A 17,704-nucleotide genomic window follows, 5' to 3' on the forward strand; every position below is an offset into this window, starting at 1 on the left:
TTTATTTCTTTTGTTCTTGATGATTATTGGTGTCGCTCGAAATCATGTTGCTTCGCTTCACGTTTTCGTTCTTGCCCACTGGGACGGTGTACATCGGCAGCGGCTTCGGATCGAGCATGGCACCAATCTTGTTCACTCTTATTCTTACCGGCAGTCTGTTGCTCATTACCCATGCCGGAACTCTCTGGTTCGGGTTCAGGGTGAAGACGGCAACCACTGCGTTGGCATCATGCGAGAAGTTACTCTGCAGATGCTTTGGTATTTCCTCTACTCTCAGACCTACCATCTGCAACTTAGCCTGCAGTTCCAGGTCTTTGTTGATGATGATGTCTGCATCGTCAGGGCTTTCCATATACTTCACCATGTCGTTTGGTACGTATGCGATTACGCCCAGATGACAGTCTGCATAGTCGGTATGCTGGATAACCATCACCTCCTCGCTTTTGAACACCAGTGTCTTGTCGCTCACATTGATTTTTGAGATGTAGGCATCGGCTGGTGCACAGCAGTAGTGTATCAGACCAGGGTTGTATATGCTAGTGTTGGAGTAAGGCATGGAAGCATTTGCTCTGCCGGCTCCTCTACGGCTCATGAAGTTATAGGTGGTGTTCTTAGCCTGTGCGTAGATTTCCACCTTGTTAGCCTGCTTTCTCAGTTCTTCTTCTACCTCGGCAATCTCGGCATCCAGTTCATTTCGCTTGGTGTTGTCGGTAAGACCGTAGTAGATGTCCGAACTTTCAGATGCTTTCTGTTTTCTCAGTTCGGCAAGTCGGGTACGCAGCACCGGAATCTCCTGCTGGGCGAGTTTAGCCTGTACCTCCATGTCGTGAGTCTCCTTTACGGCTGAAGGCAGAATGTTCGGGTCGTATTGGTTCACAATATTACCTAGCAGTACATAAGAGTAGAGCGTATCTCCCTTATGTACCACTTCACCCATTTCTTTGTTCACCTTAAGGATATAGATGTCGTCAACGGCACTGATATGGTTTTCATCGAGGGTTATATAACCGTCGAAGGTTGCCCATATCATACGAGTGACAATATAGTAGGCGGCAAGCACGATAACCAACAGGAAGATCAGGGCAAAGATAATCTGCTGTCTGGCAAGGCGGTGACCCTGCGTCTTTAGCAAGTCTGCCATCGCCTGTTCTTGTGGCGTGCCATTATATTGGAATTCATTCATATTCTGGTTTCCTTACATTCAAAGTTCTATTTCTTTGAAGATGTTGTTGTTGTCATAGATGCTCACGGCTTTCTCGATATTGATGATAGCGAGTGCGCGGTTCTGCATCAGTTTGTACATACGCTCCATACTTTCCAGGAGTCCCGTATATTCGTCCATACGCATCAGATAGTTGTATCCCTGCTTCTGGTTCAGGTAGGCAAACCGCCGCATTTCGATATATTTGCCGGTCTGGTCTATATGGAAAGCCTCTGTGGCTATAGCCTTGTTCAGGTTGTCTATCTTCTTGAGCAGGATGCCTACCGACTGTTTTATTTCCTTCACATCGGTACCGCGGCTGCTGCGTATGATTTCCTTCTGGGTCTCCAGTGCCTGTCGTTTGCGTGGCGTTTCGTTCCAGATAGGAATGGTGAATCTCACGCCCACGTCGGCATTGTTCGAAATCTTGTTGTTGCTCTGCCAGTAGCTCGACCATCTTGCGAATGGTGTGAGTCGGGTAGTGCTTAAATAGTTGGTCAGCTTGCTGTCGTTGTCAGCAATCTGTTCTTTCACCATCATGATGCGTGCATCCAGACTTTCCTGGTTCAGATGGTTCCAGAGGGCTGTCGTGTCTACCATGATCTTGGTTGGTTTGATGCGGTAGATAGGCTTGTTGCTGATATCTCTGTCTGTGCAGAGCACGGAGATGTCATATTCAGCCTCCAGCTTTTCGTTCATCACTTTCAGCATCTTGTCGTTGCTGATTCGGTCTTTTTCCAGCATAAACTGGTACGCTTCGTTCATGATGTCGAGGTTGTCCAGTCTGTGTGCTATGACAGTACCGATATAGAAATTATATTGTTCGGTCAGCTCTTCGGCTGCCTTTTCATAGATGTCTGCAGTTTGGCGCTTTTTTATTTGCAAGCGGTCGAGTTCATTGGCAAGAGCAATTTTTGTTCTTTTCTCCTTGCCTTGGTAGAACTTCGAGTTGATGATGTTCCAACCCAGTTCGGCTTGAACCTTCATCTTATATTTTGATACCTCTTTTGCGTCGTCTTCATCAGAATCGAAGTACGCGTCAGGTCGGGCATAAACCTGTCCGGTCACTTCCAGACCGTTGTGTCTGTTGAGCGCTAGGTGCTCATGTGCAGTTTTCGACCAGAACAGAGAGTCGGTCTTGTTGATATCAGCGTGATGCTGTTTATTGAGTCCCAGTTCTATGACTGGTGCTTTCACCCATATAGGGTTTTTGATGAGAGTGTCGAGTTGTGCGAAGCGCTGTTTAAAGTGTCTCAGTACATTATTGTTCTTCAGGTTCTCATATACAAGCATCTTAGGGCTGAAACTATTCGGCTTTTTGCCTTTCGTCTGAGCCATAGCACTTTGTGCTGCCATGAGAAGGAGCAGAACTGTAGTTGAGTATAGTATTATTTTTCGCTTCATAATGAGTTATTAAACACGATGAATGCAGCTGCGAGCTGTTGCAGCTGCATTCATCTCGTGTTTCTTATATTTGATAAATCACTTACTTTGTGCCATAATTGGTATTATTTCCAGATGCGGCACCATCAATGAGCTTCATGACACGGAGTCGGCTCTTACCATATGCCACATAGATATAACCTCCATCCAGTGTGACATAGTTGGCAGACATTCCTGCTTCAGCTCTCTTCTTGACAACCTTTACAGGTTTGCCGTTTTCCATTTTGTTCTTGTCAAGAACTACCAGTCCATAACTTCCGCAAGCCAGGTAGATGTAATTGGCATCGTATGTTACACCATTTGCATATCCCTGTGGAACCTTGGTGTTAGCAGTGAGCGGAGCTCCCCAGTTCCACACTTCTTTGCCAGTGGTAAGATCGTAGCAAGACAATCCCTTGGCACTTCGGCAAACGTAGATGTGGTTACCATCGATAGCTATAGTGTTCTTACCGTCGTTAGGAGCTATGCTGCTTACGTTGATAGTTCTTGCTGGTGTTGCTGTAAGAATGTCGGCACCTAATGGGAAGACCTGTAGTGTACCACTTACAGCCTCATCGTCACTTCCTACTTCGTTGTTGTAGTGGAGTGTAACAATATACTGGTTGTTCTGTGCGATGTGCTTAGCCTTGCCTGGCGTTTCTTTCTTGCCGATTAAATCCAGCGTGTTTGCATCATATACTCCGTATCCCCTGGTAGATGCCACCATCAGTTTGTTTCCGTCTCTTACGATGCAGTTCTCGTCAGATTTTTCCAAACCTTCGTGTTCCCAATCTACGATGGTGAGAGGGTTCAACGTGGTAGTCTCATCGATGTCCTTTACTTCTGTATTGAGAAGTCCGTTGCTATCTAATGCAATTCTACCCATCATACCACCATTGGTTGAGTGACCTGCAATATAAACGTATTTTGTTGCGTCTTTGCCGTCTACCATGAGGTGGTTGAAGTCGTAGAGTTCCTTCTTATCCTGCAGATATTGCAACATGGTTGTCTGGTTGTTTTCTGTTTTAAACACTTCAATACAACCGCCAGTCTTCTTGTTTGGAACTTTCTGGTTCTCTTCGTTGGTGTGGTACGACATGTATAGTTTGTCATTGTATGGCTGAATACATGTAGCAGAGATATCGTGTGTATGATTTGTATAATCTATAACCGTAATCACATCAATCTTCTTGCCCGGTTCTGGGTTTGGAGTTGGTGTAGGGTCTGGTGTCGTGCCGTCACATGATGTTGGGACAACTGGGTTATTATACATTTCATATCTCTTCGTACAGTCTGAAAGACCTGGAGCATAAGTATAAGTTGCCGATTTACTATTGTTGGTAAACTTGTCGCAGTCCATATAGATTACGCCTCCGCTTCCGCTAGTCCGGAAGATATAGCAGGTTGAGAAATATGCGTAGGTTCCCGGAGCAATAAGAATATTGCCGGCATCATTGTTTCCGTTGTATTTCACCTCTGCTGCTCTGAAGATGGCATTTGCATTATCTCCTTGGAGAATAATTTTACTCTCACCGGATGGATTATATTGATTGTGACCATTGTTTGCATTCTCGTAAGTACCCTTGCAGTCGATAACGCTGTTGTTTACCAGATAAATAGTACTTCCTGCACACTGGTCGATAGCTCCTGTCTTCAGATTGTTGATGTGTAACTCTGCTCCATTTGGATTGAGGACTGTCTTGTCTGTAACTTCAAAGGAGCAAGCATAAAGCTTTGGAGCTGAACCTTGAATGGTCAGCTTGTTGGCTTTTGCCTTTCCGTTGATGTTCATGATGCAGCCGTCTATCTGTATATCCTGGTTTTCTGTACCAAGCAAATCGCCTTGAATATTGATTTTGGCATCAGACTCAGTTGCTAGTTTACCTACGTTGGCATCGCCGCCCACATAAAGCAATCCTTGAACTTTCAGTTCATTTTTTACTTCAATGTTTCCGGTAGTAAAGTAGGCATCCCCTTTTTCCAGATACATGTTGGTGCCCTCTTTTTTCAGAGTTCCACCATAATTGTAGCAATAAATTCCTGAATTCTGGAAGAGTGCAGTATTATTGTTGTCTATATGTAATGTTCCTCCTTCGAGGATGTAGATTTTTCCTTTTTTGTTAGCACCGTTGACCCAGGTAGAACATCCCCATATATTTTTTGTGGACAGTTCGCCTTCGATAAACAGGGTGGCTCCATTCAGGTTGAGCTCGCTGCTTATTTTGGTGCCTTTCTTGATGATGTAGGTCTTGGAACCATCCAGTCCCTTACATCCATCGTTATTCTTGATTTCGATAGCTCCGTCATGGCTAGGCAAGCTAGGCATTCCGTAGACGTCGCTTAGGTTAGCTGTAGTTGCGCCAGCAGCTCTTGTTGCTGCTTTCGCTTTGTAGTTGATAACGCTACCTGCTAATTCCTGAGGGTCGGTGATGGATGTCACTTCTTCACCTATTATGTTTTTTGTGACTTCACCAGGGTTTGGAACTAAAGGGTTGTCATTAGAATCGCTACAAGATGCCAGGAGCATTGCTGCGAAAGAGAAAGTAACAAGTTTTGTAAAATGATGTTTCATGTTAATCTTTCTTTTGTCGTTTTGGTATTAAAAGTTTTGATCTTTTTTGGCTATATTCCTAGCTCTTAAAGATTTAATTCTCCCACACTCTTTTGGTGAGTGTGGGAGAAAAGAATTATTTAGTTGATTACTTTGTATTTACCAACTTGAAGATCTGAACACGGCTGCGACCGTAAGCTACACAGATGTAACCATTATATAAGGTTACGTAGTTAGCTGAGTTGTAGCTCTCCTTGCCATCATAGAAGGCACGGCGACGGGCAACAACATTCTCACCCTTAGCCTTGGTCTTGTCCAATACTACGAGACCGTAACCACCACATGCTACATAGATGTATTTTGAATCTACAGCAACACCGTTTACGCGACCGATAATCTTGTTGCTTTCGCCTACAGGAGCATCGAATAATACTGTACCATGGCCATTTGCATCGTAGCGAACAAGTCCGCCGTCACCCTGACATACGTAAAGGTTTGTACCATCTACAGCGATGGTGTTTTTACCATCAACAACACCCACTTTACCTTCTGTGGTATAGCTCTGTGGATTTTCCAGATTAATGTTGTCGAAGATGTTGACAGTACCAGTAGTTGTACCATTTGCCTCCAAACCATAGAGTTTGTCATTGCCAACAGCTACGAACTTCACGTCATTTGTTGTGAGGTGTGGAGTACGCAGGGTGAATGTAGAGTTGTAAACCTGATAACCCTTGTTTGTTGCCAAAACGAAGTTATCTTTATACTTAACTACGCTATTGGCATCAATGCCATTGTTTGGATTAGTCTTATCAATAGGGTAGGTAACGAGTTGGCTCTTACCCATCAATCCATTTGCCAGTTGTACATAACCCAAGAATGCACCTTCCTTGTAGGTTGTTGCTGCAACATAGAAGCGGCTGCCGTCAATCATACCATAGTTTACATCCAATCCTCCCTGAGCTGTTACTGCCTCATCGAGAATAAGTGATTTGCCGTCGATATGAGCAACTTCCAATCCGCCACCCATGTGGTTTTTGTCATTGCCCTGAGTGTGGTATGTAACATACAACTTGTCGTTAGCAGCCTGGATAGATGTTGCAGAGAGGGTATTCTCTTTAACTCCAGCTGCAGAGAACAAATCCAGTTTTGGCTTGATGCTCAAACTTTCTGTTGTTGCTGTTAACTCATAACCGTAATGCTCGTTATCGGCATCCTTCAGCTCAACTAATTTGCCAGAGGTAGCCTTGTCGTAATCGAGGTATGATGCTGCGATGTCAAGATCCTCTGCTGTAGGAATCTGGTTCTCGCCATTAAAGCATTTTGTGAACTGGAACAGGAAGGTAGCACCTTCTGCAGGAGTATCGAATGCCTGGATGTTTTCTGCACCATCGTTGTGGAACTCGTCTGCCTTAACAATAGCTAAACCGCCAGCTTTTTCCAGGCTGATTTGGCCTTTTGCATCGTTATAAGAGATAAGCTTGTTAACATTGATAACGCCCTTGTCCGCAATGTTGATCTTGCAGGCACCCTTCAGGATGAGCTGTGCTTCACCTACCTTAGTTACCTTCTTGTGGGTATCCTTTTCGTTCAAGGTAACATTGATGTAGTCGGCATCAATCTGTGAACCGGCATTCATGGTCAATATATTGGTAACCTTGATTGCGCTGTTGTCGCCAGCCTTCAGATAACCATTTGTGTTGAGGTTCAGATCTGCTGTCTTCAGGAAACCGCCGATTTGCAGGTTACCATTGATGTTAACAGTAGTAGCATTCCAAACGTGAGCTGATGCGTATATATTGGCACCTTCTTCAACGTTTACTTCTGTACCACGGATAGAACCGATGATACATGCCTTTGAACCAGCCTTGAAGGTGATTTTCTGTGTAGGACTTGTCTTGTCTGCTGTAAGCTGTCCTAAACCGGACTTGAGTTCCTTCTTTTCAACAGCGTTGCCATTTTCATCAAGGCCGCTGGTAATACCTCGCCAAGATGAATACAGATTACCTTCGATGACGATGTCTGCTGCAGGGTCTTCAGTCTTGACATAACCAAGTTCGTTATAGACAGTAACTCCCTGCTTGATCATTGAACCAGTGCCCTTGAAAATCAGGGAACCGCCCTGCTTTACAACGATTTTTGCATTTTCGAAAGTGTTTGCAGAATATATCAATTTTGCACCTCCATTTACGAAGATAGTTGCATTCTTGATAGTGTTCTTGGTAAAGTCACAATTGCCAGCAGATTTCTTTAAGTAGAAAATGCCGTTTTCCAGGTTGTCGTTACCTAAAGCCTGAGTAGCTGTAGCAGGCTGCACAGGTATAGTGCTCTCTTCGTCCTTGTTGAGGTCTGTTACGAAATTTGCGTCACTGGCAGCTCTTGTGCCGAAGAACTTGCGAGCGTTAGCTGTCGTGTTCTTGTAATTGATGACGCTAGAAAACAGAGACTCTCCGCTGTTAGTGAGGTCGAGAGTTGTGGCATCTACCTTAGCTGGAGATTGATTGCCTGTAGGATCACTTGTGTTGTCGCTACATGATGCGAATACGAATGCTGCCAAACCGATGGCAGCAAGTTTAGAATTGAATACTTTCATATCTATTTAAGTTTAAATTGTACTTTCAGTTTCTGATTAATACCATTTACTTATATTCTTGTCCTTCAGCTCGTTGGTTTTTTTGGTAGTTCGACTATCGTTTTGGTAGTTTGACTATCATCATCTTGCGTACACTTACAAGTGGAGTGGAGCTGTTAGACGGTTGCAAATTTAATGTAATTTTTTCATAATCAGTTGTTTTTTTTGTTAAATAAAGTTAATCTGTTGTTTTTCGCTCTGATGGTCACGAGGTTAGCTTGGGGTGGGCGGTAACGAATTGGCTCTTCCACTTGTCGAATGATAACTATCTCTGAAATCAATAACACGAAAATTACTCCGAAAGATAGCAAAATATCTCCGAAGAATATGAGAATATCTCCGAAAGATAGCAGAATATCTCCGAAGAATACGAAAATTTCTCCGAAAGATAGTGTGATATTTCCGAAGAATAAACCAGGAAAACAAATGTTGGGAATACGATGATGGATATGTGTTGTGGTGGCGAGGTGAAGGGTGAAGGGTATATTTTAAATCTTATATATATATTCTTTTTTTAGGATTTTTGGAAAAACCGGAAAGTCAGAAAAATGAAAAAACGGATTTTTTCTCTTGCCGCGCGTATATATAAAAAAGAGTTTTCAAACCTTCACCCTTCACCTTTTTATTTAACGTTTTGTGTGTCAAATAGTTACGGGTGAAGGGTGGTGAAGGGTGTTTTTCGCTTTTTATAAACATATTTTAAGAATTTGGCCCGCTTTTACATATTTTAAGCGTTTTTTTTTGGTTCCGAAAGAGGTGCCTTTTTTTTAGGGTCCCATTTTTTCTCTTTTCTTACCGCTGAAATCTTTGAAAAGCGAGTGGGGTAGGGTATCCCGTCTTATGTTGTGTTAAACAATTATCAGATAAAAGAAGTTAACGATACCGAAAAAGGACTGATTTTAAAACAAATATTAACGCAGAAATCTTGAAGTTTCGCATATTTGATTGAACTTTCGTATCTGGGGAAGTTAAGGGAAGTTAAAGAAGTTATCACTCTCTACGGTCGTTCAGTAAACCAGGAAAACAAATGTTGGGAATACGATGATGGATATGTGTTGTGGTGACGAGGTGAAGGTAGTTCTTTTTCTGAAATCATAATTCTAATCTTTTAAAGCCTGCTGCAAATTTTCCGTTACTGAATTTTCGCCAGTTGGCTCCACTCGCCCTGAAAGGGCAGAAGCTCCTAGCCCAGGGCAGCGCCCTGGGTAATCAAGGACGCAAGCCTGTCGCCCTGTAAGGGCAAAAGCTTTCAAGTACCAGGTAATAACAAAGCTTTTGCCCTTACAGGGCGCCTTGCTGATTGCTATTATACCCAGGGCGATGCCCTGGGCTAGGAGCTTTTGGGCCTTCAGCCCGTACTTGAACCACATGCGAAAGTTCAGTAAGTAATCTATATTTCTGCTTTTAGCTGCAGTGTATGTTCCGCCGACAGCCCGGTTATTTCCTTTACCGTCGCTTCATCTATGCCCTTTGCCAGCATCTTTCTGGCAATCTCAAGACTTCTTTTTTCCATGCCTTCGGCTATACCTTCACGCTTGGCGGTGTCTACGGAATTCTTGATGTCGCGATATGCCATCTTGCTGGTTTCGTACTCCCTCATTTCCTGCGGAGTGAACTTGGCTATTTCGGCTTCCTCGAAGAGACGGTCGAAGACTTTGTCGCACAGCTCTTTAGGGCGCTGGGTAAGCTTATAGAGGTTCTTCAGAGCATAGAGCCACTTCTCGTAGAGCGTATCCAGTTCTTCCAGGGGTTTGTTGAACTTAGAAATCTCTACATAGATATATTCGAGCTTGTCGTAAAATACTTTGTGGGTAGCTGTGTCGCATAACTGCACATGATGGCGGATTTTCTCCTTGTCGAAAGCATCCTCGTTCATGTTGAAGTTGAGCAGGGCAACGGTATAGATATGATTGAGTTTGAAATCCCATTCATTCCCCTTGGGTGCCTGTTCGCGAATCGGGAAAGTAGAGTAGAAAAGGGCGCGATCCTTGAAATACGTCTGGTACGCATTCTGCATTTCTACGATGAACTTCTCGCCGTTTTCGCCCTCGCAATATACATCAAAGATGGCTCTGCGGTCGGTATATACATCTCCGACGTGCTCCGGATTCAGATACGATACGTCCTTCACAACCTGTCTGCCATTAAACAAGCTGTTGAGGAAGCAAATGAGCAAATCCTTGTTCATCGCTGTTCCAAAAATTCGCTTGAAACCGAAGTCGGTCAGCAAGCTGATGTATCTTTCTTCTACCTGTTTCATACGCGATTCATTTAAATTAATACTTTTGCAAAGATTATGTCAGTGAGTGCAATGAAAGCTTGCTTTCGAATTGCCGAGCGCCGTACAATCTTCTGCAAAGATACGCTGAAAATTTGTAACTTCCAAATTTTTAGGCAATTATTTCTGCATTTTTTTTCTCTTATCCTGCAACCTTTATGTATCTTCTTACGTCTAACCATCAGAATACTGAAACAGAAAGGTATTCGGTATATCACGTATTTAGAAACATAAAATTAGATATGAGTATGAAGAAATTTGGTATTTGGGCGGTGGCTGCCGCTTTATTCTTTGCCCCAATGGGCTTGAGTTCTTGCAGTATGGGATCTTCAGCCAGTGAAATGAAGGGAAGTCTCAACTTTACGCAGGGTGATTTGACCGAGAAGCCTTTCAAGGCGATCGACGTGGATGTGATTGCCAGCGTTTATTATACCCAGAACAATGGCGATGAATGCAGCGTTCGATTGGATTACTCTGCCATCAAGGATGCTGAGTTCGTACAGAAGCTCAAGGAGAAGCTCAAGGTGGTTTATCGTGACGGCGAGGTGAAAATCGGACTCACCGGAAAGCTCAAAGCGCCTGCCGCGTGTAACTCTGAAAAGAATAGACTCAAGATTTATATCACCAGTCCTGACCTGGTGAAGATTGCACAGGAAGGCGTAGGTTCATTCTATGCCAAGACGATTAATAGCGACCGCCTGAAAATCGATAACGAGGGTGTAGGCTCTGTCAAGATTGGGAAGATTCTTGCCAACAAACTGGAGATAACCAACGAGGGTGTTGGCTCGGTAAATATCGATGATGTGGCTGGAGATGATATGAACATTGATAACGAAGGCGTAGGCTCGGTGAAAATCTCTAAGATTGAGATGGGAAGTGTGAAACTGGATAATGAGGGCGTAGGCTCTGTTAATCTGGGAATGTTTAAGGGCGGCAGTCTGATTATCAAGAACGACGGCGTGGGCAGCGTGAAAGCCAAAGTTGACTGCCAAAGTGTAAACGCTACATCCGAGGGTGTTGGCGGAGTTAACTTGAGCGGTGTAACCCGTCAGTACAATAAGAAAAAAGGCGGAATCGGAGGAATTTCTGATGGCGGATTGACAGTAAGAAAGTAACGTGAGTTGTTGAAAAACAGAAAATATAGTGGTTAAGAATTAGTGCGGAAAATTTTTAAAATGAATTTTTGAAAATTTTCCGCAGCTAAGAAAAATCGTAATTAGAAGTCCCACTTTACACCGAGGCAAGGGCGAACCATCCAGCCGGCATTGCTGCCGAAGTTGTGGCTGATTTCTACCTCGCTACCTACGCTCAGGTTCTCGCAGCCGAAGTGCTGGCCTACATTGTACCAGAGCTGTGGCTCAGTAGTGAAGACGGTGTGCTCAGCTTTGTAATCGATGTTGCCATCCTTGTCGAGCTTCAGGTTGCCATCCTTATCCTTGAAAGAACTGTGGTCCTCCCACCAGAAATCTGCGAAACCGCTAAAGTTCAATCCCTTTAATCCAAAGATGTCTTTGCATCCCCAAACAGCAGTAAACTGCATTGGCACGTTCTGGTCGGTCTTGCGGATAGTCTTGTAGAGTGCCTGGAGTGTCAAGGTGTTCTTGAAACTCTTGTCGTGCATGAAATACTCCACACCGAAGAGCCAGGCATTGTTGATAGGGTAGTTCTTGGTAATACCACCATTGTACTCTACGTGGAGGCTCCAGTTCTTCATTGGGCTGTTCTGCCAGAAGTTCAATGCACGTGAAATCTCAGTATAGGTTCCACCCTGTGCCACGTTTGGACTGCTGGTGTCCATTTTGTCGTAATTGAAGTCGTGGTCTACAAAGAAATAGGTGTTACCCCATTTGTCCTGCTTGAACATTTCGAGTGTGAGGGTAACAAACTTGCGGTCACTGCCGAAGTCGTAGAAAACTTGGGCGTTGGTCTGTGCTAAAGTTTTGCTCGCAGGGAGCAACGCAAGTGCCATGAGCAGTAGACTTTTCATCTTTTTCATAAATTTTTTCTTTTCTTTATTATTTATTAAATGAAACAAAAAACTGCGGACGGAAGGCCCGCAGTTTGTAATTATATTTATCCGTAACGATTAGTATGCAAAGAGAGGGTAATCCTTCATTGTAGCATTCACCTTTTCGCGAACACGGGCAATGACCTTCTCGTCCTCAGGAGCATTCAGAACCTCTTCGATGAGTTCGGCAATGAGGTGCATCATATCTTCCTTGGCGCCACGTGTGGTCATGGCTGCTGTACCCAGGCGGATACCTGATGTCTGGAAGGCAGAACGGCTGTCGAATGGAACCATGTTCTTGTTGACTGTGATGTCGGCTGCAACCAGCGCATTCTCAGCGACTTTACCTGTAAGATCTGGATATTTACTTCGGAGGTCTACGAGCATAGAATGGTTGTCTGTACCACCGCTCACAATACCGAATCCGCGACCGATGAGGTCATCTGCGAGTACGGCAGCATTCTTCTTTACCTGAGTAGCATACTCCTTCCATGAAGGCTGCAGATTCTCATTGAAGGCTACTGCCTTGGCAGCGATGACGTGCTCCAGCGGACCACCCTGCTCACCTGGGAATACGGCAGAATTCAAGAGCATGCTCATCTTCTTAACCTCGCCCTTCTTGGTAGTCAAGCCCCATGGGTTGTCAAAATCCTTGCCCATCAGAATGATACCGCCACGAGGACCACGGAGGGTCTTGTGAGTAGTAGAAGTAACGATGTGCGCATACTTCAATGGGTTGTCGAGCAGACCGGCTGCAATCAGACCTGCAGGGTGAGCCATATCGATCATGAGGAGAGCGCCTACCTCATCGGCAATCTTGCGCATGCGGGCATAATCCCACTCGCGGCTATAAGCGCTACCACCACCGATAATCAGTTTTGGTTTGTGCTCAAGAGCCAGTTTCTCCATCTCGTCGTAGTCTACACGGCCTGTCTCCTTGTTCAGGTTGTAGCCGATAGGGTTGTAGAGGATACCGGATGTATTGACGTGGCTACCATGAGAGAGGTGGCCGCCGTGGTCGAGGTTCAACCCCATGAAGGTATCACCTGGCTTCAATACGGCAAGCAGAACGGCAGCGTTAGCCTGCGCACCAGAGTGAGGCTGTACGTTGGCATACTCAGCACCGAACACCTTCTTTACGCGCTCGATGGCGAGGTTCTCTACGATGTCTACTACCTGGCATCCACCATAATAACGCTTGCCTGGCAGACCCTCGGCATACTTGTTAGTAAGGTAAGAACCCATAGCGTTCATCACCTCGTCACTCACGAAATTCTCAGAAGCGATAAGCTCCATACCCTTCAGCTGGCGCTGATGTTCTCTTTCGATTAAGTCGAAAATCTCTTGATCTTTTACCATTTCCCTTTACTTTTTATGGTTGATGTTTAATGAAATCGAATGCAAAAATAAGCAATATCTCTCAAACTACCAAATAAATCGTAATATTTTGAGTGGTATTGCTTACTTTTTGTTATAAACTACCTGTTTTTATTACTTGCAGAGCTCTACTTTGCCCAATTGCTGCTCTTTGTCGCAGTAGTGGCAACGTACGATACCGAGCACTTTGTCTACGGTATGGAAGAGGGTCTGCATAGGCTCGTTGTTGGTGATGCACTTAGGGTTGTTGCACTTTACGATGCCCTTCAGCGTATCAGGAGTCTTGACGGTCTTCTTCTCTACAATTTCGTAGTCTTTGATGATACTTAGTCCGATGTTAGGCGCAACGACGGAGAGTCGGTTGATTTCCTCATCGGTAAAATACTTGTTGGCAACCTTGATGATGCCCTTCTTGCCAATCTTCTTGCTTGGCAGGTTGTAGCCGATAGTAACAGGAGTCTCCATCTTCTCCAACTGGAGCAGATTTACTACCTGGTAGGTCTTTTCGGCTGGTATATGGTCGATTACGGTACCGTTCTCGATAGCCGCAACCACTAATTGACTTTTATTATTTCCCATCTCTTTTTTTTTTAATGTTGAGTGTTGAATGTTGAGTGTTGAATGTTGAGTGTTGAGTGTTGAGTGTTGAATGTTGAGTGTTGAATGTTGAGTGTTGAGTGAGGCTTGCGCCCTTGAGGGCCATGTTAGGTGTCCGTTAGGCAACTTAACATTCAACATTCAACATTCAACATTATTCAACATTCAACATTATTCAATTATGCTTTTATCGTTCTTCACATCATCGAGCGAAATGCCGAGGCAGTGGCAGAAGATAGCCTCACGTGCATAGAGGCCGTTCTGAGCCTGCTGGATATAGTATGCATGTGGATCATCATCTACATCGTAAGCAATCTCGTTCACGCGTGGCAGCGGATGCATAATCTTCATGTTTTCCTTCGCCTTGCAGAGCATGTCGCGCTTCAGGATATACACGTTCTTTACGCGTTCATACTCCATCAGGTCGCTGAAACGCTCCTTCTGTACACGGGTCATGTAGAGGATGTCGGCACCTGCAATCACATCTTCGTTAAAGTCCTCGTGCTCAACATATTTGATGTTGTGCTCCTTGCAGTAGAGTTTATACTCTTCTGGCATGGCGAGTTCCTTAGGTGCGATGAAATGGAAGGTTGGATTGAAGTGGCGCATAGCTGTGATAAGTGAGTGAACGGTGCGGCCATATTTGAGGTCACCCACAAGATAGATGTTCAAGTTCTCCAGGGTACCCTGGGTCTTGTATATAGAGTAGAGGTCGAGCAGGCACTGTGAAGGATGCATGTGAGCGCCGTCGCCTGCATTTACGATAGGCACTGGTGCTACCTCACTGGCATACTGGGCTGCTCCCTCGATGAAATGGCGCATGGCGATTACATCGGCATAGTTGCTTACCATCAGGATGGTATCCTTGAGGGTCTCACCCTTGGTGGTACTGGATGTCTTGGCATCAGAGAAACCAATGACACGGGCGCCAAGACGGTTGGCAGCGGTTTGGAAACTGAGTTGGGTACGAGTAGATGGCTCGAAGAAAAGGGTCGCTACGACCTTTCCCTTCAACAACTCCCTGTTCGGGTGCTTTTCGAACTCTTGCGCCATTTCCAGGAGGTACATGATTTTCTCCTTGGAAAGGTCTGCAATGGTCACAAAATTATGTTTTTCCATTTGAAATTTGATTGAATGTTCTAAAATCGCCCACAAAGTTACATAAAAAATCTGATTTATGTGCGATAAGTCAAAACTTTTATGTAATTTTGCACAAATATTTAAAGAAATAGTGATGAGAAAGCGATTTATACATATTTTATGGGCTGTTTTCGGCACTGGAATACTCATGGTAATTCTTGCCTTTGTTGCCATCTGGTTTGGAATGATTGGCTACATGCCCGACATCGAGGATCTGCAGAATCCTATCAACAGATTTGCCACCCAGGTTTACTCTGCCGATGGCAAGGTGCTTGGTACGTGGAACCTGAATAAGGAGAACCGTATCGTGATTCCTTACAAGAAGATGTCACCTTATTTAATTAAGGCGCTGGTGGCTACTGAGGATGAGCGATTCTATGAGCATTCAGGTATCGACTTCCGTGCACTGGGACGTGCCATCGTCAAGCGTGGTATCCTGGGACAGACTAATGCGGGTGGTGGAAGTACCATCACGCAGCAGCTCGCCAAGCAGCTTTATTCTGAGAAGGCAGGCAGTACGATGGAACGATTGTTGCAGAAGCCGATAGAGTGGGTGATTGCGGTGAAGCTGGAACGCTATTATACCAAAGAGGAGATTCTGGCTCTCTATCTCAATTACTTCGATTTCCTGCACAATGCTGTAGGAATCAAGACGGCGGCCAATACCTATTTTAATAAGGAACCGAAGAATCTGACCCTCTGTGAGTCGGCAACGCTCATCGGACTGTGCAAGAATCCGTCGCTCTTCAATCCGGTTCGCTATCCGGAGAGAGCGAGGGAGCGCAGAAATGTGGTTCTTTCGCAGATGGTGAAGGCGGGGTATCTGAGCCGGGGCGAGTATAGCCAGTATGCTGCTGAGCCGCTGACACTCAATTTCCACCGTACCGACCATAAGGATGGTTCGGCTACTTATCTGCGTGAGTTCCTTCGCCAGTATATGATGGCTAAGCGTCCGGAGCGTAGTGATTATCCTTCTTGGAACCGTGCCCAGTTTGTGGTGGATTCTATCCAGTGGGAGAATGATCCGCTCTATGGATGGTGCAACAAGAACTATAAGAAGGATGGTTCGCCATATAATGTATACAGTGATGGACTGAAGGTGTTTACAACTATCGATAGCCGTATACAGCAGTATGCGGAAGAGGCTATGTATCAGCATGTAGCCCGCTATCTGCAGCCTCGCTTCAGTGCAGAGATAGCCCGCAAACCAAGCTCGCCATACAGCGATAAACTGACACCGAAACAGATTAAGAGTATACTGAACCGCAGTATCACCCAGAGTGAGCGTTACCGTACGATGAAGGCTGCGGGATATTCTGAGGATGAAATCAAGGCGGCATTCCGCAAGAAGCAGGAGATGACCGTATTTACCTATCATGGTGATATTGATACGCTGATGAGTCCGCTCGATTCTATCCGTTATTACAAGAGTTTTCTGCGTAGCGGTTTTATGAGCATGGATCCTAAGACGGGTGCTGTGAAGGCGTATGTGGGTGGATTGGATTATACTCATTTCATGTATGACATGGTGAGTCTGGGACGCCGGCAGGTGGGTTCTACCATCAAGCCATTTCTTTACAGTCTGGCGATGTCTAACGGCTTCCAGCCTTGCGATTTGGCGCCTAACCGTCAGCAGACCTATATGGTGGCAGGTCGTCCGTGGACACCTCGCAATGCCAACCATTCACGTGCCGGACAGATGGTTCCGCTGAGTTGGGGATTGGCACAGAGTAGCAACTGGGTGAGTGCTTATCTGATGAGTAAGCTCAATCCGCAGCAGTTCGTACAGATGTTGCGCGACTTCGGCATCAACAATCCTGATATCCATGCATCCATGAGTCTCTGTCTGGGACCATGTGAGGTAAGTGTCAGCGAGATGGTGAGCGCTTATACCGTATTTGCCAACCACGGCATCCGTACTGCTCCAATGTTTGTAAGCCGCATCGAGGATAATGAAGGTAATACGATTGCTACCTTCCAGCCACGTATGAACGAGGTGATCAGTGCCGATAATGCCATGAAGATGCTCACCATGCTGATGGGCGTAGTGGATAATGGTACGGCAGGAAGACTGCGTTACCGTTATAACCTGGAAGGACAGATTGGTGCCAAGACCGGTACTACCAATAACAACAGTGATGGTTGGTTTATCGGCTTTACTCCACAGCTCGTAAGTGGCTGCTGGGTAGGTGGTGAGGAGCGTGATATTCACTTCGATTCCATGAGTATGGGTCAGGGTGCTACCATGGCTTTGCCTATCTGGGCGATATTCATGAAGAAGGTTTATGCCGACCCGTCGCTGGGTATCAGTCCTGCTATCAAGTTCGATTTGCCGGAAGACTACAATCCTTGTTCCCGCAAGGCTGCCGAACAGGATGACTTTGAGGAAGTAGGAGCTGGCAGTATCGACGAAGTTTTCGAATAAAAACCAAGGCATTCGCCATTTTTGCATGTATTTATTTTAAATAGTGCAAAAATGGCGAATGTTATTTGTTTATATG

General features: G+C 45.1%; 11 protein-coding genes. 2 read left to right on the plus strand and 9 right to left on the minus strand.

The window, feature by feature from the left end; all coding sequences use genetic code 11:
- Position 1: 1 nt before the first annotated feature.
- From ONT19_RS02360 to ONT19_RS02380, 5 genes are all read right to left on the minus strand, one after another.
- Positions 2 to 1,183: a multidrug transporter gene (locus ONT19_RS02360; protein ID WP_264907731.1), complete on the minus strand. Its 1,182-nt coding sequence runs from the start codon at positions 1,181 to 1,183 to the stop codon at positions 2 to 4.
- Positions 1,184 to 1,201: 18 nt separating this feature from the next.
- A complete protein-coding gene (locus tag ONT19_RS02365) occupies positions 1,202 to 2,539 on the minus strand; it encodes a hypothetical protein (RefSeq protein WP_264952381.1) in 1,338 nt (445 codons plus the stop codon).
- A 148-nt stretch (positions 2,540 to 2,687) separates the two neighbouring features.
- Positions 2,688 to 5,195 (minus strand): PQQ-like beta-propeller repeat protein, encoded by a 2,508-nt coding sequence (locus ONT19_RS02370; RefSeq protein WP_264952380.1) that lies wholly within the window; start codon positions 5,193 to 5,195, stop codon positions 2,688 to 2,690.
- A 127-nt stretch (positions 5,196 to 5,322) separates the two neighbouring features.
- Positions 5,323 to 7,764 carry a hypothetical protein gene (locus ONT19_RS02375; protein WP_264952379.1) on the minus strand — a complete coding sequence of 814 codons (2,442 nt, stop codon included), beginning with the start codon at positions 7,762 to 7,764 and terminating at the stop codon, positions 5,323 to 5,325.
- A 1,429-nt stretch (positions 7,765 to 9,193) separates the two neighbouring features.
- Positions 9,194 to 10,063, minus strand: coding sequence for an Rpn family recombination-promoting nuclease/putative transposase (locus ONT19_RS02380; RefSeq protein WP_264952378.1), 870 nt, complete (start codon positions 10,061 to 10,063; stop codon positions 9,194 to 9,196).
- A gap of 266 nt (positions 10,064 to 10,329) precedes the next feature.
- Here ONT19_RS02380 and ONT19_RS02385 point away from each other — a divergent pair, with 266 nt between their 5' ends.
- On the plus strand, positions 10,330 to 11,196 hold the full coding sequence (locus ONT19_RS02385) for a DUF2807 domain-containing protein (RefSeq protein WP_264952377.1): 867 nt from the start codon (positions 10,330 to 10,332) through the stop codon (positions 11,194 to 11,196).
- Positions 11,197 to 11,297: 101 nt separating this feature from the next.
- On the opposite strand, the gene ONT19_RS02390 is transcribed toward ONT19_RS02385, so the two are convergent.
- The 4 genes from ONT19_RS02390 to pyrB all read right to left on the minus strand — a co-directional run bounded on the left by ONT19_RS02390 (position 11,298) and on the right by pyrB (position 15,182).
- On the minus strand, positions 11,298 to 12,077 hold the full coding sequence (locus ONT19_RS02390; RefSeq protein ID WP_260849523.1) for a DUF5020 family protein: 780 nt from the start codon (positions 12,075 to 12,077) through the stop codon (positions 11,298 to 11,300).
- 90 nt (positions 12,078 to 12,167) lie between these two features.
- Positions 12,168 to 13,448 (minus strand): serine hydroxymethyltransferase, encoded by a 1,281-nt coding sequence (glyA, locus tag ONT19_RS02395; protein ID WP_119226701.1) that lies wholly within the window; start codon positions 13,446 to 13,448, stop codon positions 12,168 to 12,170.
- Positions 13,449 to 13,580: 132 nt separating this feature from the next.
- Positions 13,581 to 14,045, minus strand: a complete 465-nt coding sequence (gene pyrI / locus ONT19_RS02400) for an aspartate carbamoyltransferase regulatory subunit (protein WP_117587317.1) — start codon at positions 14,043 to 14,045, stop codon at positions 13,581 to 13,583.
- Between the two features lie 189 nt (positions 14,046 to 14,234).
- Positions 14,235 to 15,182, minus strand: coding sequence for an aspartate carbamoyltransferase (pyrB, locus tag ONT19_RS02405; protein ID WP_118062888.1), 948 nt, complete (start codon positions 15,180 to 15,182; stop codon positions 14,235 to 14,237).
- A 115-nt stretch (positions 15,183 to 15,297) separates the two neighbouring features.
- Between pyrB and ONT19_RS02410 the strand changes: the two genes are divergently transcribed.
- Positions 15,298 to 17,628 (plus strand): penicillin-binding protein 1A, encoded by a 2,331-nt coding sequence (locus ONT19_RS02410; protein WP_264952376.1) that lies wholly within the window; start codon positions 15,298 to 15,300, stop codon positions 17,626 to 17,628.
- Positions 17,629 to 17,704: the final 76 nt, after the last annotated feature.

It is taken from the genome of Segatella copri, from assembly GCF_026015625.1.
GTDB lineage: Bacteria > Bacteroidota > Bacteroidia > Bacteroidales > Bacteroidaceae > Prevotella > Prevotella copri_H.